Source organism: Pseudomonas kulmbachensis (assembly GCF_963681935.1).
GTDB classification, from domain to species: Bacteria; Pseudomonadota; Gammaproteobacteria; order Pseudomonadales; family Pseudomonadaceae; genus Aquipseudomonas; species Aquipseudomonas kulmbachensis.
The window spans coordinates 4,358,454-4,381,266 of record NZ_OY817088.1 but is presented as its reverse complement, the minus strand read 5'-3'; the positions used below and the strand labels follow the sequence as shown (position 1 = coordinate 4,381,266).

General features: G+C 58.3%; 23 protein-coding genes. 7 read left to right on the top strand and 16 right to left on the bottom strand.

Features of this window, described 5'->3' with window-relative positions; genetic code table 11:
* Window positions 1-50: 50 nt before the first annotated feature.
* From U5A05_RS20285 to U5A05_RS20245, 9 genes are all read right to left on the bottom strand, one after another.
* Window positions 51-539 carry a DUF2878 domain-containing protein gene (locus tag U5A05_RS20285; RefSeq protein ID WP_321834520.1) on the bottom strand — a complete coding sequence of 163 codons (489 nt, stop codon included), beginning with the start codon at window positions 537-539 and terminating at the stop codon, window positions 51-53.
* Window positions 532-1,803 carry a cyclopropane-fatty-acyl-phospholipid synthase family protein gene (locus U5A05_RS20280; RefSeq protein WP_321834519.1) on the bottom strand — a complete coding sequence of 424 codons (1,272 nt, stop codon included), beginning with the start codon at window positions 1,801-1,803 and terminating at the stop codon, window positions 532-534. Before U5A05_RS20280 ends, U5A05_RS20285 begins: the two co-directional genes overlap by 8 nt.
* Entirely contained in the window at window positions 1,790-2,590 is an 801-nt protein-coding gene (locus tag U5A05_RS20275) for a DUF1365 domain-containing protein (RefSeq protein WP_321834518.1), read from the bottom strand. Before U5A05_RS20275 ends, U5A05_RS20280 begins: the two co-directional genes overlap by 14 nt.
* Complete coding sequence (locus U5A05_RS20270; protein WP_321834517.1) at window positions 2,587-3,834, bottom strand: NAD(P)/FAD-dependent oxidoreductase; 1,248 nt, start codon at window positions 3,832-3,834, stop codon at window positions 2,587-2,589. Before U5A05_RS20270 ends, U5A05_RS20275 begins: the two co-directional genes overlap by 4 nt.
* Window positions 3,831-4,601 (bottom strand): SDR family NAD(P)-dependent oxidoreductase, encoded by a 771-nt coding sequence (locus tag U5A05_RS20265; RefSeq protein WP_261739657.1) that lies wholly within the window; start codon window positions 4,599-4,601, stop codon window positions 3,831-3,833. The genes U5A05_RS20270 and U5A05_RS20265 overlap by 4 nt, the downstream gene beginning before the upstream one ends.
* The gene (gene phrB, locus U5A05_RS20260) at window positions 4,594-6,039 is read right to left on the bottom strand and encodes a deoxyribodipyrimidine photo-lyase (RefSeq protein ID WP_321834516.1); all 1,446 of its coding nucleotides are present in this window, start codon (window positions 6,037-6,039) and stop codon (window positions 4,594-4,596) included. Before phrB ends, U5A05_RS20265 begins: the two co-directional genes overlap by 8 nt.
* Window positions 6,040-6,052: 13 nt before the next feature.
* Window positions 6,053-6,988 (bottom strand): MerR family transcriptional regulator, encoded by a 936-nt coding sequence (locus tag U5A05_RS20255; RefSeq protein WP_321834515.1) that lies wholly within the window; start codon window positions 6,986-6,988, stop codon window positions 6,053-6,055.
* A gap of 2 nt (window positions 6,989-6,990) precedes the next feature.
* Window positions 6,991-7,959: a DUF523 and DUF1722 domain-containing protein gene (locus U5A05_RS20250; protein WP_321834513.1), complete on the bottom strand. Its 969-nt coding sequence runs from the start codon at window positions 7,957-7,959 to the stop codon at window positions 6,991-6,993.
* Between the two features lie 162 nt (window positions 7,960-8,121).
* Window positions 8,122-9,108 carry an NAD(P)/FAD-dependent oxidoreductase gene (locus U5A05_RS20245; protein ID WP_321834512.1) on the bottom strand — a complete coding sequence of 329 codons (987 nt, stop codon included), beginning with the start codon at window positions 9,106-9,108 and terminating at the stop codon, window positions 8,122-8,124.
* A gap of 191 nt (window positions 9,109-9,299) precedes the next feature.
* On the opposite strand from U5A05_RS20245, the gene U5A05_RS20240 reads away from it, so the two are divergent.
* Together U5A05_RS20240 and hemH are read left to right on the top strand one after the other, a co-directional pair.
* Window positions 9,300-10,202: a TIGR01777 family oxidoreductase gene (locus U5A05_RS20240; RefSeq protein WP_321834511.1), complete on the top strand. Its 903-nt coding sequence runs from the start codon at window positions 9,300-9,302 to the stop codon at window positions 10,200-10,202.
* A 13-nt stretch (window positions 10,203-10,215) separates the two neighbouring features.
* Window positions 10,216-11,241: a ferrochelatase gene (gene hemH / locus U5A05_RS20235; RefSeq protein WP_261739651.1), complete on the top strand. Its 1,026-nt coding sequence runs from the start codon at window positions 10,216-10,218 to the stop codon at window positions 11,239-11,241.
* A gap of 68 nt (window positions 11,242-11,309) precedes the next feature.
* Here hemH and U5A05_RS20230 read toward each other — a convergent pair whose 3' ends face one another.
* Window positions 11,310-12,584, bottom strand: a complete 1,275-nt coding sequence (locus U5A05_RS20230; protein WP_261739650.1) for a uracil-xanthine permease family protein — start codon at window positions 12,582-12,584, stop codon at window positions 11,310-11,312.
* A 1-nt stretch (window position 12,585) separates the two neighbouring features.
* Window positions 12,586-13,224, bottom strand: coding sequence for a uracil phosphoribosyltransferase (gene upp, locus U5A05_RS20225; RefSeq protein ID WP_261739649.1), 639 nt, complete (start codon window positions 13,222-13,224; stop codon window positions 12,586-12,588).
* Window positions 13,225-13,390: 166 nt separating this feature from the next.
* Here upp and U5A05_RS20220 point away from each other — a divergent pair, with 166 nt between their 5' ends.
* Together U5A05_RS20220 and U5A05_RS20215 are read left to right on the top strand one after the other, a co-directional pair.
* A complete protein-coding gene (locus U5A05_RS20220) occupies window positions 13,391-13,948 on the top strand; it encodes a hypoxanthine-guanine phosphoribosyltransferase (protein ID WP_048360104.1) in 558 nt (185 codons plus the stop codon).
* Between the two features lie 65 nt (window positions 13,949-14,013).
* A complete protein-coding gene (locus tag U5A05_RS20215) occupies window positions 14,014-14,955 on the top strand; it encodes an AEC family transporter (protein WP_261739648.1) in 942 nt (313 codons plus the stop codon).
* A gap of 10 nt (window positions 14,956-14,965) precedes the next feature.
* Here the strand turns inward: U5A05_RS20215 and U5A05_RS20210 are convergent, their stop codons facing one another.
* From U5A05_RS20210 to gatC, 5 genes are all read right to left on the bottom strand, one after another.
* Window positions 14,966-16,006 carry a calcium/sodium antiporter gene (locus U5A05_RS20210; RefSeq protein WP_321836541.1) on the bottom strand — a complete coding sequence of 347 codons (1,041 nt, stop codon included), beginning with the start codon at window positions 16,004-16,006 and terminating at the stop codon, window positions 14,966-14,968.
* 50 nt (window positions 16,007-16,056) lie between these two features.
* Window positions 16,057-16,428, bottom strand: a complete 372-nt coding sequence (locus tag U5A05_RS20205; RefSeq protein ID WP_261739647.1) for a septal ring lytic transglycosylase RlpA family protein — start codon at window positions 16,426-16,428, stop codon at window positions 16,057-16,059.
* Between the two features lie 145 nt (window positions 16,429-16,573).
* Window positions 16,574-18,019 (bottom strand): Asp-tRNA(Asn)/Glu-tRNA(Gln) amidotransferase subunit GatB, encoded by a 1,446-nt coding sequence (gene gatB, locus U5A05_RS20200; protein ID WP_261739646.1) that lies wholly within the window; start codon window positions 18,017-18,019, stop codon window positions 16,574-16,576.
* Between the two features lie 10 nt (window positions 18,020-18,029).
* Window positions 18,030-19,481, bottom strand: coding sequence for an Asp-tRNA(Asn)/Glu-tRNA(Gln) amidotransferase subunit GatA (gene gatA / locus U5A05_RS20195; RefSeq protein ID WP_261739645.1), 1,452 nt, complete (start codon window positions 19,479-19,481; stop codon window positions 18,030-18,032).
* Window positions 19,482-19,496: 15 nt separating this feature from the next.
* Entirely contained in the window at window positions 19,497-19,784 is a 288-nt protein-coding gene (gene gatC, locus U5A05_RS20190; RefSeq protein ID WP_095040392.1) for an Asp-tRNA(Asn)/Glu-tRNA(Gln) amidotransferase subunit GatC, read from the bottom strand.
* A 210-nt stretch (window positions 19,785-19,994) separates the two neighbouring features.
* Here gatC and mreB point away from each other — a divergent pair, with 210 nt between their 5' ends.
* From mreB to mreD, 3 genes are all read left to right on the top strand, one after another.
* Window positions 19,995-21,032 carry a rod shape-determining protein MreB gene (mreB, locus tag U5A05_RS20185; RefSeq protein WP_003439856.1) on the top strand — a complete coding sequence of 346 codons (1,038 nt, stop codon included), beginning with the start codon at window positions 19,995-19,997 and terminating at the stop codon, window positions 21,030-21,032.
* Between the two features lie 143 nt (window positions 21,033-21,175).
* Window positions 21,176-22,276 (top strand): rod shape-determining protein MreC, encoded by a 1,101-nt coding sequence (gene mreC, locus U5A05_RS20180; protein WP_321836540.1) that lies wholly within the window; start codon window positions 21,176-21,178, stop codon window positions 22,274-22,276.
* On the top strand, window positions 22,276-22,764 hold the full coding sequence (gene mreD, locus U5A05_RS20175) for a rod shape-determining protein MreD (protein ID WP_321834510.1): 489 nt from the start codon (window positions 22,276-22,278) through the stop codon (window positions 22,762-22,764). Before mreC ends, mreD begins: the two co-directional genes overlap by 1 nt.
* The last annotated feature ends 49 nt before the right edge of the window (window positions 22,765-22,813 follow it).

The following is a 22,813-nucleotide window of genomic DNA, read 5'->3' as shown; positions in this document are numbered from 1 at the left end:
GGCTGCTGTGGCCCGCGTAGTGGGCCCGGTATGTTGATGGCCTGCGGCCCTTATCGCAGCCAGCGGCTACAGGTGCTTAACAACGGAAACAATCCCGCCCACAACAGGCTCAACCCAAGCAGAGTTGGCCACAGGCCCAGTGGAAATTGCACCGCACCCAGCCTTTGCCCCGCGTAATACGATAACGGCCCACCGATTGCGCCCAGCAAAATAGCGCGCCACAACGGCTTTGCGGTCCATGCCAGGCAATGGTTCAAGGTGATGGCCAGCAGTGCCCATAACAGCACCAGCCAGAACGGAATCAAAACCCCGGCTTGCTTGAAGGCGAAAACGCCGGCATTCAGCAGCAGGCTGTCCACCGTGCTGCCGAGCACGCACACGACGGCGATTAAACGGACTTGCGCCAATGAGCGACTTATCCACAGCAGATGCGCTAACAGCGCGCTGCCTGCCAGCAGTAACCACAGGCTATTGCCGCCCAGTACACAGGCAAACCAGCCGAGCTGGAACAGCCCGGCATTGATAAGGTTCTTAAGCATTAAACCGGCCGAGCAATGGCTCGGGCATGGCCGCAGGTTTGGCCAGCAACAATTGTGCGGTGCCGATGCTGCGCTCCAGAAAGCCACCTTCGCAGTAGCAAAGGTAAAACTCCCACAGGCGCAGAAAGTATTCGTCGTAGCCCAGTTCAGTTAATCGACCGTGGGCACGACGAAAGTTCTCGTGCCACAGACGCAGGGTTTTAGCGTAGTGCAGGCCAAAATCCTCCATGTGCATAAGATTCATGTCAGTGTCCTTGCCGACAATTTCGAGCATTTTTTTTACGCTGGGCAGCGCGCCACCTGGGAAAATGTAGCGCTGGATAAAGTCCACGCTGCTTTTGGCTTGCTCGTAACGCTGTTCGCGAATGGTGATGGCCTGCAACAGCATCAGCCCATGTGGCTTGAGCAGGTGGGAGCATTGTTTGAAGTAACTGGGCAAAAAATGATGCCCGACCGCTTCGATCATTTCGATCGACACCAGCTTGTCGTATTGCCCTGTCAGATCGCGGTAATCCTCCAGCAGCAAGGTCACCTGATCGTGTAAGCCTAATGCGTCAACCCGGGCTTTGGTGTAGTCGAATTGCTCTTTGGACAGCGTCGTGGTCGTGACCTTACAACCATAATGCTGCGCTGCGAACAGCGCCATGCTGCCCCAGCCAGTGCCGATTTCGAGCAAGTGGTCTTCGGGCTTGAGGTTGAGCTTTTGACAGATGCGCTCAAGCTTATTGAGTTGTGCTTGTTCCAGGGTGTCGTCAGCACTTAAAAACTGTGCCGCTGAATACATCATCGTGGGGTCGAGAAACTGTTCAAACATCTCGTTGCCCAGGTCGTAATGTGCGGCAATGTTTTTTTGCGAGCCTTTGCGGGTATTGCGATTGATCCAGTGCAGGCCGCGTATCAGTGGGCGGCCCAGACGGGCGAGGCCACCCTCCATGGCATCGAGCACCTCCATATTGCTGACCAGCACCCGGATCACTTTGGTGAGGTCGGGGGAACTCCAGTAACCGTGAATAAAGGCTTCACCGGCACCAATCGAGCCGTTGCTGGCGATCATGCCCCACAGGCTTGCATCATGAATCTGTACTTCGCCGACCAGGCCCGCAGTGCTGTCACCGAACATCAGGCGTTCGCCATTTTCGATGACAACCAAATGGCCATTTTTCAACTGGCCGAGTTGGCGCATGACCCCACGGCGCAGCAACGCGCTGGTCAGATTGTGGGTAGTCGATAGTGAGGATTTGCTCACCAGGCTAGGGCTCTTCATGGCGTTTATCCTTGGGTTGCAGGGCGGCAATGCGAAAGGCGCCGTCGGCGGCCTGATGGGAGAAAATCGGTGTGCGCTTGAGAAACAGGCGCAAGGCTTGCCAGTAAATGGCCAGACAGGTTTTTGCAGTCATCCACGGAAACTGCCGCAAGTAGCGATGTAGCCTCGCGCGGTCCAGCGTGCTGCGCTGCAGGTTGAGGGTGGCATCAAACAGTTTCAGCTCCCCCTGCCAGTCGGCCATATGCACCCCGAGGCGGGCCTGTGGCGGGCTGAAACTCATGCGGTATTCCAGATCCCGTGGCAGAAAGGGCGAGACGTGAAAGGCCTTGGCCACGACGGCATGCTGAAAACCGTCCCCCTGAGTCGGGAGCACGTAGTGATAGCGTTCGCGCCAAGGCGTATTGGTGACTTCGCACAAGATGGCGGCCAGTTTTCCGTCAGCCTCGTAGCAGTAAAAGAAACTCACCGGGTTGAAGGACAGCCCCCAGCTGCGGGCTTGTGTCAGTAAACAGATCGAGCCTTGCGGCGTATGCCCTAAAGCAGCACTTACTTGCTGGCGAACCGCGTCAATCAAGCGCATGCCGGTTGTGGTGAAGGTTTTCAGGTAATCGGTTTCACGAAAGGAGAAGGGTGCAAAGCGGCTTTTTCCGGCCAGCGGTGATAGCCCGAGTACAGCGTCTTGCTCATCCAGGTCCAGATACAACAGACCGATCTGATAGCGGAACGCATGGATGGTCGGCGCAAAGCGTCGATGGGCAATCCAGCCGCTGTACAGGGCGCTGTTCATAGGTGCTGGCCAAAGGCTTGGGCCACGCGCAAGGCGCTGACCACGCCATCCTCATGAAAGCCGCTGGCCCAATAGGCACCGCAAAAATAGCTGTGCTGCTCGCCCAGCAATTCTTGCCAGCGCGCTTGTGCGGCAACGGCGTCCAGGCTGTATTGCGGGTGGGCATAGGTGTAGCTGGCCAGTACTTTGAACGGATCAATCGCTGAGGTTTGATTGAGGCTGACGCACAAAGTCGCGTCGCTCTGAATACCTTGCAGGATATTCATGTTGTAGGTCACAGCCGCACGTTTTTGCCCTGTTGCGCCCAATCGATAATTCCAGCTGGCCCATGCCAGTTTCCGGTCCGGCAGCAGGCGGGTGTCGGTGTGCAGTACTACGTCATTATTGTAATAGGGCATCGCCCCCAGGATTTGCTTCTCTGCGGTCGAGGGCTTGGCCAGCAGGCTGAGGGCCTGGTCGCTATGGCAGGCAAAGATCACCTTATCGAAGTATTCAGTGCCCCTGGCGCTATGTACAAGAACCCCCTGTTCATTGCGCGCTACCTGCATGACCGGGCAATTGAGACGAATTCGGTCGGAAAAGCCTGCGATCAACGGTTTTATGTAAGCACTTGAGCCGCCTTCAATCACACGCCATTGCGGGCGATTGCTGACGCTGAGCAAACCGTGATTCTTGAAGAAACGCACAAAAAACTGCAGCGGAAAGGTCAGCATATCGGCCAATGACATGGACCAGATTGCGGCCCCCATCGGAACGATATAGTGCTCGATAAAGCGCGACCCATAACCCTGTTGTTGCAGGTAGTCGCCCAGTTGGGTGTCGCTGGCAATACGCTGTTCGTCCAGATCACGAATGGCTTGGCGATTGAAACGTAAAATATCGCGCAACATGCCCCAGAACCTGGGCGACAACAGGTTGCTGCGCTGGGCAAACAAGCTATTGAGGGTATTGCCGTTGTATTCGAGTTTGCTGTCAGTGTCGTGCACTGAAAAACTCATTTCAGTGGCTTTGGAGCGAACCCCCAACTGGTCCATCAGCTTGATGAAATTGGGATAAGTCCAGTCGTTGAATACAATGAACCCAGTGTCCACGGCATAGGTTTTCCCTTCGACGTTCACCCATACGGTGTGGGTGTGGCCGCCTACCCAGTCACTGGTCTCGAACACGCTGATATCATGTTCCTTGTGCAACAAGTAGCCGCAGGTCAGCCCCGAAATGCCGCTGCCAATGATCGCGATTTTCATGATGGCTTACCGTCTGAGGTCCTTGCCAGGCGTTTGCCTAGCGCCACTTGCAGGCGTTTTGGCAAGTTTGCCAACAACCGCAAGGTGGCGATAAATACTGTGGGGAATGCGATTTCCAGCGGGTGTTTGTCCAGGCGCTGGCAAATATGCCGTGCAGCTTTTTGCGCGGACCAGCGCATGGGCATTGGGAAGTCATTGTTTTCGGTGAGCGGAGTGTCGACAAAACCAGGGCTGACCAAGGTGACGTCGATGCCTTCCTGAGCCAGATCGATACGCAACGATTCGAGCAAGTAGCGCAGGCCCGCTTTCGATGCCCCGTACGCCTCGGCCCGTGGTAATGCCCAATAGGTTACGGAGCTGACCACCCCTACCAGATGCGGGCGCGAACCTGCGCGCAGTAAAGGCAGAGCACTTTCAAGGCAATAGCTGCTGGCCAGCAGGTTGGTGCGCACCACGCGCTCGACCAGCGCCGCGTCGAACTGACGGACGTCGACATATTCACAGGTCCCGGCGTTGAGGATCACGCTGTCCAGTGCGCCCCAGGCTTGCGCGATGCGCTTGCCGATTTCGCGTACTTGCGCACTGTCGGTCAAGTCGCCGGGCACCAGCAAAACTTGCCCAGGGTAACGGTCGGCCAAGGCTTTCAGGGGCTCCAGCGTGCGGGCGCTCAATGCCAGCCGAGCGCCGCCTTCGAGCAATGTCTGCGCCATGTGCGCGCCAATCCCGCTGCTGGCGCCCGTCAGCCAGATCCGCCGCCCGTCAGCCATGGCTCACCTCCAGCATTTGCCGTGATGGCAGATTTTTGAAAGCGCTCAGGGCGCGGTCGCGGCTTTGGCTCAAGTTAACGATGGGGACCGGGTAATTGGCCACGCCAAACAGTCCGCCAATCAAGGCGGGGTTGTGCAGCTGTTTTTTATTCAGGTCCGCCAGTTCGGGCAGCCAGTGCTTGATAAATCGACCTTCGGGGTCGAAGCGCTCTGACTGAGTCTGCGGGTTGAAGATTCGAAAATACGGCACGGAGTCGGTGCCGGTGGAAGAGCTCCACTGCCAGCCGCCGTTGTTGGCGGCCAGGTCGCCGTCGATCAAGTGCTGCATAAAAAAACGTTCGCCTTCACGCCAGTCGATCAACAGGTTCTTGGTCAGGAACATCGCTACTACCATACGCAGGCGGTTGTGCATCCAGCCGGTTTGCAGCAGTTGTCTGATGGCCGCGTCAATGATCGGGAAGCCCGTACAGCCCTGTTTCCAGGCGGCCAGTTCAGTGGGCGCGTCACGCCACGGCAGAAACTCTGTTTCGGGGCGAAAGGCGCGGTGCCGCGAGACCCGTGGGTAACCCACCAGAATGTGCTTGTAGAACTCGCGCCATAGCAGCTCCGTGATCCAGGTAGATACGCCGGGGCTGCCGCTTTCAAACTCACCGTTGTTGCTTTGCAGGGCGGCGTGCAGGCACTGCCGGGGGGAGATAACGCCCGCTGCCAGATAGGCCGAAAGCTGGCTGGTGCCGGGTCTGGCCGGCAGGTCGCGCTGGTCCTTGTAGTATTCAATCTGTTCGTCGGCAAACTGCGCCAGACGTTGCCGAGCTTCCTCTTCCCCCGCAGGCCATAGCGCCCGTAACGCCGCACCGGGCACAGCAAAACCGTCAACTGTTTCAGGCAGGGGGTCGCGTGTGATGTGCAACGGCGCTTGGGCCTTGGGGCTGGCGACAATTTGCGGCATGGCCATGTGCAGGCGGTTGTAGCAGACCTTGCGAAATTGACTAAACACCTGAAAGTACGAGCCGGACTGCGTCAGGATGCTGCCTGGCTGGAACAGCAGTTGGTCGAGGTAGCTGTGAAATTCAATGCCCTTGGCGTCAAGGGCTTGAGCCACTGCTTTATCGCGACGGGTTTCGTTGATCCCGTATTCCTGGTTGGCGTGGACCGCCTCGATACCCAGTTGCTGGCACAATTCAAGGAGGACCGCCGGCGCCTGATCCCAGGCTGCAGCGGTACGAATCAGCAGCGGGATATTGAGCTGCTGCAGGCTGTCGCTCAGGGGGCGCAGGTTGCGCAGCCAGAAGTCGACCTTGCACGGCGCGTCGTCATGGGCCCGCCATTGATCAGGGCTGATGAGGTAAACGGCCACGGTTGGGCCGCGTGTGGCGGCGGCGCTCAGGGCGGTGTTGTCGTAGTGGCGCAAATCGCTGCGCAGCCAGATCAGTTGCATGTTGATTCCTTGACTAGAAGAGTCCGAGCTGACTGAGCCGTTGATGGGCCTCAAGCGGATCAAGCGCCAGGAACAATCCTGGGATTTCAGTGGTACATACGGCTAACTCGGCGCTATGGATGCATACCGTTGGTCCGGCAATCAGAGTCGGGCAATCGATACCATTGAGCAGCTTTGGCAGCTGTTGGGGGTTGAGGGTCTGGCTCGAATAGAGCACCACCGCAGGGGAATTGAGGCGTTCAGCGGCTAATGCCAGCTCCCCGTTGGGCAGGGGGGCGTCGAACACCTCCACCGGGCAATGGCTGCTGCTCACCAGCCAGGCGGTGAGCCAGAGGTGTGCTTCGAAATACTGGGGCGAATGATTGATCAGCAGGATGGGCGCCCCTTTGAGCGAGCGATTGTTGTGGTAGATCCGGGCACCTAACTTGCTGCGCAGCCAGGAACTGAAGAACACTCGCTCCAGCTGCGCCCCGAACTGGCCCTGCCAGCGTTGTTCCAGCTCGCTTAACAGCGGGATCAGCAACTGCTCGCACAGCGTTTGTGCCGGATACAGCGACATGACCTGATTAAAGTTGTCATCGAGCTTGCGCTCGGCCAGTTCGGTGATGGCCAGCGTCAGGGCCTGGCGCCACGCCTGCCAGTCGTTACCGACAGGTTCACGGAATGCTGGCGCAATATCGAGCAGCGGTTTGACCTGGCTGACCGGTACTCCACGATTGAGCCAGGTCAGAATGTGTCGGATACGCAGGATATGTTCGGCCGAGAACAGCCGATGGCCCTTGGCCGTACGGTGCGGAACGATCAGGCCGTAACGCCGTTCCCAAGCGCGCAGGGTCACGGCATTTACTCCGGTGATACGGGCCACTTCCCGGATCGGCTGCCAGCCTTCAGCCAGTGCCTGGCTATAGTCGGCATCGGGGGTATTGGGCATGATCCGGTCGTCATTCATGGTCAGATCGCATTGCGCAGGCTGAGATTTTCCGGGTGCGGCTGCAGGTAAACCTGGCGCGAAATATAAGGGTGCGGATGCAGGCGAAAGTGATGCTTGAGCAAGGTCAGCGGCACCACCAGCGGTACGATGCCGTGCAGGTACTGACCAATCAATTGCTGCACTTCCTGCTTGTCTTCAGGGCTGATGGATTGCTTAAGGTAGCCGCTGATGTGTTGCAGCACATTGGTGTGGGTGCGGCGTGTGGCACATTGTTTCAGCGCTTTCATCAGTTCGCTGAAGTACTGCGAGGCGATCTCGCGTGGGTCGTTTTTGCCAATACGGCCCAGCATATTGCCCAGTGTTCTGTACTGCGCGGGGTGGTGGGCCATGAGCTGGTATTTATAGCAGGCGTGAAAATCTGTCAGAGAGCGGCGGGTGATCCCGGTTTTGAGCAATGCCTGCCAGGCGCTGTACGCATAAACCCGGGTCAGGAAGTTCTCGCGCAGAACCGGGTCATTCAATCGGCCGTCTTCCTCCACGGGCAAGTCAGGGTGTGCGGCGCAAAACGCTTGGGCGTAAATGCCGCGCCCGCTCAACTCGGCAGGGCGGCCGCCGTCCTGATAGACCTTGACCCGCTCCAGGCCGCAGGACGGTGACTTCTGCATAAAGATGTAGCCGCTAATATCGGTGTGCGCGGCGGCCATCTCCAGCCCGTAGTCGTGCAAGGGTTGGGTCACGTTCAACGTGCTGTCGACACTGCCTACGGCTTGTGGCTGTGCAGGGCTGCCCACCAGGCGCACGGGTTGGCGCGGGATGCCCAGGCCGATGGCGACTTCGGGGCAGAGCGGGACAAATTCGAAGTGTTCACTCAGGGCCTGGCTGCACAGTCGCGACTCTTTATGCCCGCCGTTGAAACGAACCTCGGCCCCCAGCAAGCAGGCGCTGATGGCGATTTTCGGTTTGTGCTGGGTTGAGACGGCGCTGGCCATGTGACGAACCTCCAAGAATTACTTGTACATCTTTTATTCGATGTACAACCTTGGTTCATCATAAGCCTGATGTTGTACAAGTCAAATTACTTGTACAGGTATTTGGGTGGGTGGCGAGAACTCTCGTAGCCGCTGCCGAACGCAGCCAGCGGCTACGGGGTATTAATCCAGATGCTCGATCAACCGGCGCGCAGCCTCCTGGCCGCTCAACCATGCACCTTCGACACGGCCCGACAGGCACCAGTCGCCGCAGGCGTACAGGCCCAGGTCGGAATCCGCCAGAGCTCCCCATTCATGGGCTGCGGCTGGTCGGGCGTAGAGCCAGCGGTGGGCCAGGGTGAAAATCGGCGCTGGGGTAGGGAAGTGCATTAGCTCGGCAAATGCGCCATGCAGTTGTTCGATGACAGCTTCTTTAGGCAAGTCGAGATTTTGTTTGCTCCAGGCACTGGTCGCGTGCAAAACCCAAGTGTCAGGCTGGTGGTCACGCCCTGGTTTACTGCGGTTTCGGGCCAGCCAGTCAAGCGGGCTGCCTTGTACGAAGCAGCCTTGCATCGGCGTGTCGAGTGGTGATTCAAAGGCCAGGGCTACGGCCCAGGCAGGTTCCATTTTTACCCCTGCTGCAGTGCTTGCCAGTTTTGGCGCGCTGGCCAGCAGAGACGTGGCTTGCGGCGCCGGGGTGGCGATGATGACGTGGCTGAACGGGCCGTGTTCGCCACCCTCGGCATCCAGCAGGTGCCAATGCTTTTCACCGCGTATCAGGTCGGTGATCTGGCATGCAAAGCTCACCGGCAGATGGCCTAGCAGGCCGCGGGTAATGGCGCTCATGCGTGGCTTGCCGACCCAGCGGGTCTGCTCGTCAGGGGAGGGGCTTAACTGACCGTTTTTATAGTGGTACAGGTGTGGCTCCCACTCGATGGCCCAGCCATTGGCTTGCCATTGTTGGACTTCATCGACAAAGCGCCGGTCGCGAGCGGTGAAGTACTGAGCCCCCAGGTCCAGCACCCCGACATCGCTGCGCTTGCTCGACATGCGTCCGCCGCTACCACGGCTTTTATCGAAAAGATGAATCGCGTGTCCTGCCTTGTGCAGAGTGTTTGCTGCTGCCAGCCCGGCTATGCCGGCGCCGATGATCGCGATAGGTACAGTCATTATGGCCTCGTTCTCTGTTTGCACAGACTACGCCGTCGGCAATACCTGTACAATTCTATTTGTTAGTATAGGTTTTAGTGTTTCTTTCAGATCCATGTGGCCTATTCTTAAGTCAGCTCGAAGACCGATAAAAGGTCTTGGTATAAAAATAGACCAGTGCTCCCGATAAAACTCCTTACGAGGATCAACTCATGCACATATTGCTGACCGGCGGTACAGGCTTGATAGGGCGTCAGCTCTGTCGTCACTGGCTGGCGCAAGGCCATCGCCTCAGTGTGTGGAGCCGGCGCCCTGAGCAAGTGGCTCAATTGTGCGGTGCTCAGGTCAAGGGTATCGCCACACTTGAAGCGCTTGGGCAGGATCCCGTTGACGCGGTGATCAACCTCGCTGGCGCACCCATCGCTGACCGGCCCTGGACGCGCAAACGCAAGGCCTTGTTGTGGAGCAGCCGCATCACCCTGACTGAAACCCTGGTGGCCTGGCTTGAAAGCCGTGAGCACAGGCCATCGGTGCTGGTATCCGGCTCGGCCGTTGGCTGGTATGGCGACGGTGGCGAGCGTGAGCTGACAGAGGACTCGCCGCCAGTCAGCGAGGATTTTGCCAGTCACTTGTGCATCGCCTGGGAAGAAACCGCGCAACGCGCGCAGGCCTTGGGCATGCGCGTGGTACTGGTGCGCACGGGGCTGGTGTTGGCAGCCGAGGGCGGCTTTTTGTCGCGCTTGCTACTGCCTTTCAAACTGGCGCTGGGCGGGCCGATAGGCAATGGTCGGCAATGGATGCCATGGATTCATATCAAGGATCAAATTGCCCTGATTGATTTTCTTGTGCATGAGAATGCCGCCAGCGGTCCTTATAATGCCTGCGCGCCGCACCCGGTACGCAATGCCGAGTTCGCTCAAACCCTGGGCCGCGTACTGCACCGTCCGGCGTTTATGCCCATGCCAACATTTGTCTTGCGCGTGCTGCTGGGCGAGATGTCAGGTTTGTTATTGGGTGGTCAGCGGGCAACACCTGCAAGGTTGCTGGCTGCCGGTTTTACTTTTCAGTTCACCGATTTGCGTGCGGCGCTAGATGATGTAGCCGCCCGCCTCTGAAATAGGATGTTGCATGACCGACCACGCGCTGTTGCTGGTTAACCTGGGTTCGCCGGCGTCTACTTCGGTAGCGGATGTACGCAGCTACTTGAACCAGTTTTTGATGGACCCGTACGTGATCGACTTGCCGTGGCCGGTACGGCGTTTGCTGGTATCGCTGATCCTGATCAAGCGCCCGGAGCAGTCCGCCCATGCCTATGCCTCGATCTGGTGGGAGGAGGGCTCGCCGCTGGTAGAGCTCAGCCGCCGCTTGCAGAAGGCGATGACCAAGGAGTGGACCCAGGGCCCGGTTGAGTTGGCCATGCGCTACGGTGAGCCATCGATTGAAACGGTGCTCACCCGTTTGGCTGCGCAGGGCATCAAAAAGGTCACGCTAGCACCGCTTTATCCACAGTTTGCCGACAGCACCGTGACCACGGTGATTGAAGAAGCCAAGCGCGTGGTAAAGAGCAAAAAACTGCCTGTTCAGTTCTCCATCGTGCAGCCGTTCTACGATCAGCCCGAGTATCTCGATGCATTGGTCGCCAGCGCCAAGCCACATCTGGAACAGGATTACGACCATCTGCTGCTGAGTTTTCACGGCCTGCCAGAGCGGCATTTGCACAAGCTGGACCCGACCGGCAACCACTGCTTCAAGAATGAAGACTGCTGCCGAAATGCTTCGCCCGCTGTCCTGGCGACCTGTTATCGGGCGCAGTGTTTGCGTACTGCCCAGGCCTTCGCCGAGCGTATGGGGCTGCCTGAGGGCAAGTGGTCGGTGGCGTTCCAGTCCCGTCTGGGCCGGGCCAAGTGGATCGAACCCTACACTGAGGCGCGCCTGGATGCGTTGGCCAAGCAAGGGGTGAAAAAGATTCTGGTGATGTGCCCGGCGTTTGTGGCCGATTGCATCGAAACCCTGGAAGAGATCGGTGATCGCGGACGCGAGCAGTTTATTGAGGCGGGGGGCGAGGAGTTGGTGCTGGTGCCGTGTCTCAATGACAACCCGCAATGGGCAAAGGCATTGAATACATTGTGTGAAAGAGCGCCGTTGGCGCTGTAGTAGCGGTTATCTGATGTGGGAGCTGGCAAGCTAGCTCCCACATCAGATACTTAGGTTGTCAGGTCGATTCAGATAACCGGCCCACCACCTTTCTTGTGCTTCCAGCTGTCATTGCCCGGCAGGATCAGGTTAAGCGCTATCGCAACGATGGCGCACAACGCGATGCCCTTGAGACCGAAGTCTTCCGGGCCCATGCCTGTACCGATCAGCACACCGCCAATCCCGAATACCAGCGTTACCGACACGATCACCAGATTGCGCGCTTCACTCAGGTCAACCTGGTGGCGGATCAGGGTGTTCATGCCTACAGCGGCAATCGAACCGAACAGCAGGCACAGAATTCCGCCCATCACTGGCACTGGAATACTTTGCAGCAGCGCGCCGAACTTACCGACAAAAGCCAGGCTGATGGCGAAGATCGCCGCCCAGGTCATGATTTTCGGGTTGTAGTTCTTGGTCAGCATCACTGCGCCCGTTACTTCGGCGTAGGTAGTGTTGGGCGGTCCGCCCAGCAGGCCTGCAGCGGTGGTAGCGATGCCGTCACCGAACAGCGTGCGGTGCAGGCCCGGTTTTTTCAGGTAGTCACGACCGGTTACGCTGCCCACGGCAATTACGCCGCCGATATGTTCAATGGCCGGGGCAAGTGCCACGGGAACGATAAACAGAATCGCCTGCCAGTTGAACTCGGGAGCGGTGAAGTGCGGCATGGCGAACCAGGGCGCCGCGGCGATCTTGGCGGTGTCGACGACCCCGAAGTAGAACGCCATGCCAAAACCCACCAGCACACCGGCAATGATTGGCACCAGACGGAAAATCCCTTTACCGAATACAGCCACGATCAAGGTGGTCAGCAGCGCTGGCATCGAGATCATCATGGCGGTTTGATAGTGGATCAGCTCGGAGCCATCTTCAGCGCGGCCCATGGCCATATGCGCAGCGATGGGCGCCATTGCCAGGCCAATCGAGATAATCACCGGGCCAATCACCACGGGTGGCAGCAGGCGATCAATAAAGCCGGTGCCTTTAAGCTTTACCGCGAAACCGAGAAAGGTGTACACGAAACCGGCTGCCATTACGCCGCCCATGGTCGCGGCCAGGCCGAACTGGCCCTTGGCGAGAATGATCGGGGTAATGAAAGCGAAACTCGAAGCCAGAAAGACCGGCACCTGGCGGCGGGTCACGATCTGGAACAGCAGAGTCCCGAGACCCGCCGTGAACAGTGCAACGTTGGGGTCGAGGCCGGTAATCAGTGGCATCAACACCAACGCGCCAAAGGCCACGAAGAGCATCTGTGCGCCAGAGATAATCTGGCGCCAGAGCGGGTCGTTGAACTCGTCCTGCATGTTATACGTCCTTTTGCTTGGTGCCGAAGATCTTGTCGCCGGCATCGCCCAAGCCCGGAATGATGTAGCCGTGCTCGTTCAAACGCTCATCAATAGAGGCGGTGTAGATGGTCACGTCAGGGTGAGCGGCTTCAACCGCAGCAATCCCTTCTGGTGCAGCAACCAGCACCATGGCGCGGATCTCTTTGCAGCCGGCTTTTTTCAGCAGGTCAATGGTTGCAACCATCGAGGAGCCAGTGGCCAGCATCGGGTCGATAATCATCGCCAGACGCTCGTTGATTTCCGGCACCAGCTTTTCCAGGTAGGTGTGGGCCTGGAGGGTTTCTTCGTTACGGGCAATACCGACAGCGCTGACTTTAGCGCCTGGAATCAGGCTGAGTACGCCTTCGAGCATGCCGATACCCGCACGCAGAATCGGTACGACGGTAATTTTCTTGCCAGCGATTTTTTCAACCTGGACGGTGCCGCACCAGCCTTCAATCTCGTAAGTTTCGAGGGTCAGGTCTTTGGTGGCTTCGTAGGTCAGCAACGCGCCGACTTCCTGAGCGAGCTCACGGAAGTTCTTCGTGCTAATGTCTGCGCGGCGCATAAGGCCGAGCTTGTGACGGATCAGCGGATGGCGGATCTCACGGATGGGCATAAGTAAAGGCTCCGGTTGGGCAGGCAAAAAAAGCGGCCTAGATTAATCTAATCCGGGGTGATGTCCTACAGACATTACTGCACGTTAGTCCATAAATGCTTGATCTGAGCCATGCGGATGCGTACCTTTGCCCGCTTTTCTTGCACAACCCCCCCTGGAGAGCGTCATGTCTGCTGATCTCGAGCATATCCGTCAAATCATGCGAGAGGCTGACTGCCTGTACACCGAAGCTGAAGTCGAGGTGGCAATTGCCCGCGTAGGTGCGCAAATCACGGCTGAAATGGCTGAGACCAATCCAGTGGTATTTTGTGTGATGAACGGCGGCCTGATTTTTTCCGGCAAGCTGCTCACCCATCTGAAATTTCCGCTTGAAGCGTCGTACTTGCACGCCACGCGCTATCGCAATGAAACCACAGGCGGTGATCTGTTCTGGAAGGCCAAGCCAGAAGTATCGTTCATTGACCGTCACGTGCTGATCATCGATGACATCCTGGATGAAGGTCACACCCTGAGCGCGATCGTCGAGTTCTGCAAACACGCCGGTGCCCGTCAGGTGCATACCGCGGTATTGATCGACAAGGACCACGACCGCAAGGCGCGCCCGGACCTGAAGGCCAACTACGTAGGTTTGCCGTGTATTGACCGTTACATCTTCGGCTACGGTATGGACTACAAAGGCTACTGGCGTAATGCCGCTGGCATCTATGCGGTCAAAGGCATGTAATAAAGGATGTTGAAGCTTTCATCACGAAAGCTTCAACCCGGTTCTACCTCCATGAGTGTGCTGACATGCTGGCTATTTTCCTTCAGACGCTCACGATCACAGCCCCGGTGTTTGCCATGCTGTTTTTGGGCGTGGTGCTCAAGCGTGTGGGCTGGATCAATGACAACTTTATCCATACAGCGTCGGCCCTGGTGTTTAACGTCACCATGCCGGCGTTGTTGTTTCTGGGTATTTTGCATGCGGATCTGAGAGCTGCCCTGCAGCCCAAGGTGCTGGCTTACTTCGTTCTGGCAACTTTTCTCAGTTTTGCGCTGGCGTGGGGTTGGTCGATCTGGCGTTGCCCGCGTGAAGATCGCGGGATCTACACCCAGGGTGCATTTCGCGGGAACAACGGGGTTATCGGCCTGGCGCTGGCGGCCAGCATGTATGGCGATTATGGGATATCGTTGGGCGCGGTGCTCGCCGGTCTGGTGATTCTGCTCTACAACACCCTGTCGACCATTGTGCTGGCAGTCTATAGCCCGGTGATCAAGTCCGACCCCTGGAGCATCTGCAAAAGTGTGTTCAAAAACCCACTGATCATCAGTGTGCTGGCTGCTGTGCCGTTCGCGGTGTTCAAGATCAGCTTGCCCGGCTGGTTGCAGGCATCGGGTGAGTACCTGGCGGCGATGACCTTGCCGCTGGCACTGATTTGCATCGGCGGTACGCTGTCGTTGGCGAGTTTGCGTAAAAGTGGCGACATGGCGCTGAGCGCCAGCCTGGTGAAAATGGTCAGCATGCCGCTGTTGGCAACCTTGGGTGCCTGGCTCTGCGGCTTTCGCGGGCCGGAACTGGGGATTCTGTTTTTGTACTTCGCCAGCCCGACGGCCGCTGCCAGTTATGTCATGGCGCGGGCGGCCAATGGCAATCACGAGTTGGCCGCCTCGATTATCGTGATCACCACCTTGATGGCAGCCATCACGACCAATATCGGCATTTTTGTGTTGCAGTGGGGCGGTTGGATTTAGCCTCTGCGGCTCAGTGCTGTCGCCGCCATGCGCGCAGGGTGCTGAACAGCAGAAACAGCAGCAGCGCCGGCAAGATAAAGAACAGCATCAGGTGTTCAAGCTTGCCGGCCAACGGCATGCCGGTGGTGAAGGACACCACGTGCAGGCCATAAGCCAGATACAACCCCAGAAACAACACCCCTTCAACACGGGTCACGCGGTAGCCGGTGTAGAACACGGGCAGGCACAGCGCCGCAACACCCAGCATCACCGGCAGGTCGAACGCCAGCGCATTGGGCGACACGGACAAGGGTGTGGGTGCCACCAACGCAGTCAGGCCGAGAACTCCCAACAGGTTAAAGACGTTACTACCAATCACGTTGCCGACGGCAATTTCGCGCTGGCCGCGAAATGCTGCAATCAGGGAAGTGGCCAGTTCTGGCAGCGAGGTGCTGACGGCAATGATGGTCAGTCCGATTATCCGCTCTGACAGCCCCAGTTCAGTGGCTAGCGTGACTGCGGCCCCGAGCAGCAGATGCCCGGCAAGCCCGAGCAGACCCAGAGCTGCGAGCATCAGCAGTAAGTTGTGCAGCCAAGAGGTACGGGGCAAATCGTGGCTGGCGTGATGATGGCCGCTGTGGCGAGATTGGCGCAGCAGCAGGGCCAGATAGATCAGTAGGCCGCCTAGCAAGACCACGCCGTCCAGGCGGTCGAGTTGTTTGTTCAGCGCCAGGGCGAATACCAGGCCGCTGGCCAGGATCATCAGGGGTATGTCCAGCCGTACCAGTTGACGGGACACGCGCAGGGGAATGATCAGTGCCGAGAGCCCGAGGGTGACCAGGATATTGAAGATGTTACTGCCGATCACACTGCCCACGGCAATGTCGGCGGTGTCATTGAATGCAGCCTGCAGGCTGACGGTCATCTGCGGTGCGCTGCTGCCCAGTGCCACCACGGTCAAACCGATCAGCAGTGGACGCACTTTCATGTTGGCAGCGATGCGCACGGCGCAACGCACCAGTAATTCGGCTCCTGCGATCAGCAGCACGAGGCCACAGAGCAATTGCAGCAAGTTCCACGGTGATAGAGCGCTCAAGCCAAAAATAGCGACAACTCCCTCAATTAATCACTCAAGCCCTGAACCCGGACTTTGGCTGTGCCTGTACGCAGCATATCCAACTGCTGGGCGGCCTTGCGCGAAAGATCGATCAGGCGGCCACGGGTGTGCGGCCCGCGATCATTGATGCGCACCACGACGGATTTGTCGTTGCTTAAATTGGTCACCAGTACCCGCGTGCCGAAAGGCAGGCCAGGGTGGGCGGCAGTGAGGGCATGTTGGTCGAAGGGTTCGCCGCTGGCGGTTCGCTTGCCGTGGTGGCGAGCGCCGTAATAGGAGGCAATGCCGGTTTTGTCATAGCCGCGGGGGTCTATGTCATGGCTGGCACAGCCAGCGAGCAAGCTGAGCAGGGCGCAGGCGCCGAGTAGCCGCTTCATGGGGAATCCTTTTTGTTAGCCGTTAAATAAGCTGTAGCCGCTGCCGCAGGCTGCGATGGGTTGCATAGTGCCCCCGCTTTTTTATCAAAAGCGAAGGTCCTGCGGCCCTTGTCGCAGCCTACTGCAGCGGCTACTAGCTTTGCTTTTAGCCTTCGAGCTTGCTTTTGAGCAGTTCGTTGACCTGTTGCGGGTTGGCTTTGCCTTTGGAGGCTTTCATCGCCTGGCCCACAAAGAAGCCGAACATCTTGCCGCGCTTGGCTTCGTCTGCCGCACGGTATTGCTCGACCTGTTCTGCGTTGGCCGCCAGCACTTCATCCAGCACCTTTTCAATCGCGCCGCTGTCGGTGACTTGCTTGAGGCCGCGCTTTTCAATGACATCGTCGGCAGTGCCTTCGCCATTGGCCATCGCTTCCAGCACGACCTTGGCGATTTTGCCGGAGATGGTGTTGTCCTTGATGCGCTGCAGCATGCCGCCCAGTTGCTCGGCGCTGACCGGCGACTGGTCGATGTCCAGGGCTTGCTTGTTGAGCAGGCTGCCCAACTCGACCATCACCCAGTTGGCCGCCAGTTTGGCGTCGCCACTGATGCTCACGACTTTCTCGAAGTAGTCTGCTTGTTCGCGGCTCGAAGCCAATACGCTGGCGTCGTAGGCCGACAGGCCGAACTGGGACTGGAAGCGCTCGCGTTTCTGCGGTGGCAGCTCCGGCAGGGTGGCGCGCACGTCTTCGATAAACGAATCTTCGATGACCACTGGCAGCAGGTCCGGGTCGGGGAAGTAACGGTAGTCGTTGGCTTCCTCCTTGCTGCGCATGGCGCGGGTTTCGTCCTTGTTCGGGTCGTACAGGCGGGTCTGTTGAATGACCTTGCCGCCGTCTTCGATCAGTTCGATCTGACGTTGTACTTCGCTGTTGATCGCCTTCTCGATGAAGCGGAACGAGTTGACGTTCTTGATCTCGCAGCGTGTACCGAACTCGGCCTGGCCAACCGGGCGAATCGACACGTTACAGTCGCAACGCAACGAGCCTTCTGCCATGTTGCCGTCGCAGATGCCCAGGTAACGCACAAGGGCGTGCATCGCCTTGACGTAGGCCACGGCTTCTTTGGCGCTGCGCATGTCCGGCTCGGACACGATTTCCAGCAGCGGCGTCCCCGCACGGTTCAGGTCGATGCCGGTGGCGCCGCTGAAGTCTTCGTGCAGGCTTTTGCCAGCATCTTCTTCAAGGTGGGCACGGGTGATGCCGACGCGTTTGACGGTGCCGTCTTCCAAGGTGATATCCAAGTGGCCCTTGCCGACAATCGGCAGTTCCATTTGGCTGATCTGGTAGCCCTTGGGCAGGTCCGGGTAGAAGTAGTTTTTGCGGGCAAATACGTTGTGCTGAACAATTTCAGCATCAACTGCCAGACCGAACATCACGGCCATGCGCACGGCTTCCTGGTTCAGCACCGGCAGTACGCCGGGCATGCCCAGGTCAACCAGGCTGGCCTGGGTGTTCGGTTCTGCACCAAAAGTGGTAGCGCTACCGGAGAAAATCTTCGATTGGGTGGCGAGCTGGGAGTGAATTTCCAGCCCGATCACAACTTCCCATTGCATATGTTTTTCCTCAGAAGCCGGCAGGTGAGCGCGTGTGCCAGTCAGTGTTCAGCTGGTACTGATGGGCAACGTTGAGCAAGCGACCTTCCTGGAAGTAAGGCGCGAGCAATTGCACGCCCACTGGCAAGCCATCGACAAAACCGGCTGGCATCGACAGGCCCGGCAGGCCCGCGAGGTTGGCGGTAATGGTGTAGACGTCTTCCAGATAGGCCGAAACCGGATCGCTGTTTTTAGCGCCGATTTTCCAGGCCGGGTTAGGCGTGGTCGGGCCGAGGATGATGTCGACTTCGTTGAACGCAGCCATGAAGTCATTTTTGATCAGGCGGCGGATTTTTTGCGCTTGCAGGTAGTAAGCGTCGTAGTAACCCGCCGACAGGGCGTAGGCACCGACCAGAATCCGGCGCTGTACTTCCGGGCCAAAGCCTTCGGCGCGCGAGCGCTGGTACAGGTCAGTGAGGTCTTTCGGGTTTTCGCAGCGATGGCCGAAGCGTACGCCGTCAAAACGCGACAGGTTGGACGAAGCTTCGGCTGGCGCGATCACGTAGTACGCAGGAATCGCGTGCTGCATGTTCGGCAGGCTAATGGGCTTGATCACGGCACCGAGCTTTTCCAGCTCTTTGATGCTGTTGTGGACCAGTTCTGCGATGCGCGAGTCGAGACCTTCGCTGAAGAACTCCTGAGGCACGCCAATGCGCAGGCCTTGCAGCGAACCATTAAGGTTGGCGCTGAAGTCCGGCACGGGTTCGTCGATGCTGGTGGAGTCTTGCGGGTCGAAACCGGCCATGCCTTGCAGCAGGATGGCGCAGTCTTCGGCCGTGCGGGCCAACGGGCCGCCCTGATCGAGGCTGGAGGCGTAAGCAATCATGCCCCAGCGCGAAACACGACCGTAGGTCGGTTTCAGGCCAGTGAGATTGGTCAGCGCTGCCGGCTGTCGGATAGAACCGCCGGTGTCGGTGCCAGTCGCGGCAGGTAACAGACGAGCGGCAACGGCTGCTGCCGAACCGCCAGACGAACCGCCCGGAACATGCTCAAGGTTCCACGGGTTTTTGACCGCCCCGTAGTAGCTCGATTCGTTGGCCGACCCCATGGCGAACTCGTCCATGTTGGTCTTGCCCAAGGTCACAGCGCCAGCGCTAGCCAGTTTGGCAACCACGGTGGCGTCATACGGGGCCTTGAAGTTGTCGAGCATTTTGGAGCCGCAGCTGGTGCGTACGCCCAAGGTGCAGAACAAGTCCTTGTGACCGATCGGCGCGCCCAGCAGGGCACCGGTTTCACCGTTGGCGCGACGTGCGTCAGCGGCCTTGGCCTGCTCTAGGGCGAGGTCTTCGGTGAGGGTGATGAAACTGTTGAGCTGAGGATCGAGCTGGGCGATACGCGCCAGCAGGGTCTTGGTCAGCTCTTCGGAGGAAAACTTTTTATCGGCGAGTCCGCGGGCGATCTCGGCCAGAGTCAATTGATGCATGCAGGCTCTTTCCCTTTACTCGATGACTTTCGGAACCAGATAGAGGCCGTTTTCGACCGCTGGTGCGATGGACTGATAAGCCTCGCGATGATTGCTTTCAGTCACGACGTCTGCGCGCAGGCGCTGGCTGGCTTCCAGTGGGTGGGCCAGAGGCTCGATACCGGTGGTGTCGACGGCCTGCATCTGATCAATCAGCCCCAGAATGCTGTTAAGGGCTTCGGTGGTGCGTGGAATATCGGCATCATTGAGGCCAATACGGGCCAAATGAGCGATTTTTTCCACGTCGGAGCGGTCAAGCGCCATGGGATTCTCCAGTGGAAAACAGGACGGATGCTATCCGTGTGTTAGATTGTCGGAACACTACCGCATTTCTACGGTCATATGGCCGCGATTATGGGCATTGGTGCTCGGAAAAGCGTCCAATTTAACATATTGGCGCCTTGCCCAAAATCCCTGTCGTTGTTAGAGTTTGCCGCACTTTTTTACCCACGCGTTGCCTAGGGTCCCTTTCCCATGTTCAAGAAACTGCGTGGCATGTTTTCCAGCGATCTTTCCATCGACCTGGGCACTGCCAACACCCTTATTTACGTGCGTGAGCGCGGTATTGTCCTGAATGAGCCATCGGTTGTGGCTATTCGGACACACGGTAACCAGAAAAGTGTCGTTGCCGTCGGCACCGAGGCCAAGCGCATGCTTGGCCGTACACCGGGCAACATTGCTGCCATTCGTCCGATGAAAGACGGCGTTATTGCCGATTTCAGCGTTTGCGAAAAAATGCTGCAGTACTTCATCAACAAGGTGCATGAAAACAGTTTCCTGCAACCTAGCCCGCGAGTTCTGATTTGTGTGCCTTGCAAATCGACTCAGGTAGAGCGTCGTGCCATTCGTGAATCGGCACTCGGTGCCGGTGCCCGTGAAGTGTTCCTGATCGAAGAACCAATGGCTGCTGCCATCGGTGCCGGCTTGCCGGTTGAAGAAGCACGCGGTTCGATGGTTGTCGATATCGGTGGTGGTACCACTGAAATCGCCCTGATCTCCCTGAACGGTGTGGTTTACGCCGAATCCGTACGGGTGGGTGGCGACCGTTTCGACGAAGCGATCATCACTTACGTACGTCGCAACTACGGCAGCCTGATCGGTGAGTCGACTGCCGAGCGCATCAAGACCGAAATCGGTACGGCTTTCCCTGGCGGTGAAGTACGTGAAGTCGACGTGCGCGGCCGTAACCTGGCAGAAGGCGTACCACGTGCCTTCACCCTGAACTCCAATGAAGTGCTTGAGGCTCTGCAAGAGTCGCTGGCAACCATCGTTCAGGCTGTGAAAAGCGCACTGGAGCAGTCTCCGCCAGAATTGGCTTCGGACATCGCCGAGCGTGGTCTGGTACTGACCGGTGGTGGCGCCTTGCTGCGTGATCTCGACAAGTTGCTGGCTCAGGAAACTGGTCTGCCGGTGATTGTTGCCGAAGACCCGCTGACCTGCGTTGCGCGTGGCGGTGGCCGTGCGCTGGAAATGATGGATAAACACACAATGGACCTGCTCTCCAGCGAATAAGATCGTGTGGTGCAGTCCTTTGGTTATCATCAGAAGGTAGCACTTTGCAGTGCTGCCTTTTGGCGTTTATCTTCTGTCAATCTTCATCCAGGCCGCTTGAAGCCGTATGAATAAATTGAACACTTGCCCGGGAGGAGCGGCTTATTAAACCGCTCTTTTCCAAAGGCCCCTCATTGGGCGTGCGCTTTTTGGTGCTGGTCGTGCTATCGGTCACGCTGATGGTAGTGGACGCTCGCTTCACGTTGCTCAAACCCGTGCGCAGTCAAATGTCGCTGGTGCTGATGCAGTCCTACTGGATTACCGATTTGCCGCAGCGCTTGTGGCAGGGTGTGGCCAGTCAGTTCGGCAGCCGTACCGAGCTTGTGGCGGAAAACGAGAAACTCAAAACTGAAAACCTTCTGCTTCAAGGCCGCATGCAAAAGCTGGCCGCCTTGACCGAGCAGAACGTGCGCCTGCGCGAGTTGCTGAACTCATCCGCGCTGGTCAACGAAAAGGTTGAAGTGGCCGAGTTGATCGGCATGGACCCTAACCCCTTCACCCATCGCATCATCATCAACAAAGGTGAGCGCGACGGCGTGGTACTGGGGCAGCCCGTGCTTGATGCCCGTGGGCTGATGGGGCAAGTGGTCGAGCTGATGCCCTACACCTCGCGTGTCCTGTTGCTGACTGATACGACCCACAGCATTCCGGTGCAGGTAAACCGTAATGGCTTGCGCGCGATTGCCAGCGGTACGGGTAATCCGGAGAGCCTGGAACTGCGTCATGTTGCAGACACTGCGGATATCAAAGTGGGCGACCTGCTGGTCAGCTCGGGCCTGGGGCAGCGTTTCCCGGCCGGTTATCCGGTGGCAACGGTCAAAGAAGTGATTCACGACTCGGGCCAGCCTTTTGCCATTGTGCGGGCAGTGCCGACGGCGGCCTTGAACCGTAGCCGTTACCTGCTGCTGGTGTTCAGCGATAGCCGAACCCCGGAAGAGCGGGCCAATGACGCTGCCAAGGCCCAGCAGGCAGAGCAAAACGGTGAAGCACCTTCCATTGTTCCGGCGACAGTGCCAAAACCTGCAGCACCGGTGGCTGCACCTGCACCTGCACCTGCACCTGCAGCTGTAGTTGCACCGTCGGTGGCGCCTGTGGCCGCCAAGCCTGCTTCTGCCAAGGCCCCGGCTGCCAAGCCTCCTTCTGCAACCCCCGCCGCAGCCAGGCCGCCAGCCGCTGTGCCGGCCACTACTCGGGAGAGGCAATAATGGCGAGTACGCGTTCGAGTAACAGCTGGCTGATCTGGCTGACATTTGCCATCGGCCTGTTGCTCAGCATTTCACCGATGCCGCAGTTCATGGAAATCCTGCGCCCGCTCTGGCTGGCCTTGTTGTTGGCCTTTTGGGCCTTGTACATGCCGCATAAAGTGGGAATGCTCACTGCGTTTTGCCTGGGGCTGGCCGAGGATGTGCTGTACGGCACGTTACTGGGGCAGAACGCCCTGACACTGACCCTCATCACCTTCCTGGTCTTGTCACTGCAGCAGCGCCTGCGGGTGTTCCCGATGTGGCAGCAAAGCCTGGTGATTCTGGTGATTTTCGGTCTGGCTCAGCTCGCCCAGTTGTGGCTCAGTGCCTTGACCGGGAACCGCCAACCGACCCTGGCGCTGATCTTGCCGGCTTTGGTCAGTGCACTGCTGTGGCCCTGGATCAGTTACGGGCTTCGCGGGTTATGCAGACGTTTCAAAATCAATTAATCGGATACGAGCCATTTCCTGGTTTGTGCACCTCGACAGGGAGATGTCT

What these genes read in the sequence shown, in the direction of transcription:
- phrB (WP_321834516.1), bottom strand. Translation starts at nt 6,039, where the DNA reads ATGCAACTGATCTGGCTGCGCAGCGATTTGCGCCACTACGACAACACC.
- U5A05_RS20275 (WP_321834518.1), bottom strand. Translation starts at nt 2,590, where the DNA reads ATGAACAGCGCCCTGTACAGCGGCTGGATTGCCCATCGACGCTTTGCG.
- hemH (WP_261739651.1), top strand. Translation starts at nt 10,216, where the DNA reads ATGACCGACCACGCGCTGTTGCTGGTTAACCTGGGTTCGCCGGCGTCT.
- U5A05_RS20255 (WP_321834515.1), bottom strand. Translation starts at nt 6,988, where the DNA reads ATGAATGACGACCGGATCATGCCCAATACCCCCGATGCCGACTATAGC.
- U5A05_RS20220 (WP_048360104.1), top strand. Translation starts at nt 13,391, where the DNA reads ATGTCTGCTGATCTCGAGCATATCCGTCAAATCATGCGAGAGGCTGAC.
- mreD (WP_321834510.1), top strand. Translation starts at nt 22,276, where the DNA reads ATGGCGAGTACGCGTTCGAGTAACAGCTGGCTGATCTGGCTGACATTT.
- U5A05_RS20205 (WP_261739647.1), bottom strand. Translation starts at nt 16,428, where the DNA reads ATGAAGCGGCTACTCGGCGCCTGCGCCCTGCTCAGCTTGCTCGCTGGC.
- U5A05_RS20280 (WP_321834519.1), bottom strand. Translation starts at nt 1,803, where the DNA reads ATGAAGAGCCCTAGCCTGGTGAGCAAATCCTCACTATCGACTACCCAC.
- U5A05_RS20250 (WP_321834513.1), bottom strand. Translation starts at nt 7,959, where the DNA reads ATGGCCAGCGCCGTCTCAACCCAGCACAAACCGAAAATCGCCATCAGC.
- U5A05_RS20270 (WP_321834517.1), bottom strand. Translation starts at nt 3,834, where the DNA reads ATGAAAATCGCGATCATTGGCAGCGGCATTTCGGGGCTGACCTGCGGC.
- U5A05_RS20245 (WP_321834512.1), bottom strand. Translation starts at nt 9,108, where the DNA reads ATGACTGTACCTATCGCGATCATCGGCGCCGGCATAGCCGGGCTGGCA.
- U5A05_RS20230 (WP_261739650.1), bottom strand. Translation starts at nt 12,584, where the DNA reads ATGCAGGACGAGTTCAACGACCCGCTCTGGCGCCAGATTATCTCTGGC.
- upp (WP_261739649.1), bottom strand. Translation starts at nt 13,224, where the DNA reads ATGCCCATCCGTGAGATCCGCCATCCGCTGATCCGTCACAAGCTCGGC.
- U5A05_RS20285 (WP_321834520.1), bottom strand. Translation starts at nt 539, where the DNA reads ATGCTTAAGAACCTTATCAATGCCGGGCTGTTCCAGCTCGGCTGGTTT.
- U5A05_RS20215 (WP_261739648.1), top strand. Translation starts at nt 14,014, where the DNA reads ATGCTGGCTATTTTCCTTCAGACGCTCACGATCACAGCCCCGGTGTTT.
- gatA (WP_261739645.1), bottom strand. Translation starts at nt 19,481, where the DNA reads ATGCATCAATTGACTCTGGCCGAGATCGCCCGCGGACTCGCCGATAAA.
- gatB (WP_261739646.1), bottom strand. Translation starts at nt 18,019, where the DNA reads ATGCAATGGGAAGTTGTGATCGGGCTGGAAATTCACTCCCAGCTCGCC.
- U5A05_RS20240 (WP_321834511.1), top strand. Translation starts at nt 9,300, where the DNA reads ATGCACATATTGCTGACCGGCGGTACAGGCTTGATAGGGCGTCAGCTC.
- gatC (WP_095040392.1), bottom strand. Translation starts at nt 19,784, where the DNA reads ATGGCGCTTGACCGCTCCGACGTGGAAAAAATCGCTCATTTGGCCCGT.
- U5A05_RS20265 (WP_261739657.1), bottom strand. Translation starts at nt 4,601, where the DNA reads ATGGCTGACGGGCGGCGGATCTGGCTGACGGGCGCCAGCAGCGGGATT.
- mreB (WP_003439856.1), top strand. Translation starts at nt 19,995, where the DNA reads ATGTTCAAGAAACTGCGTGGCATGTTTTCCAGCGATCTTTCCATCGAC.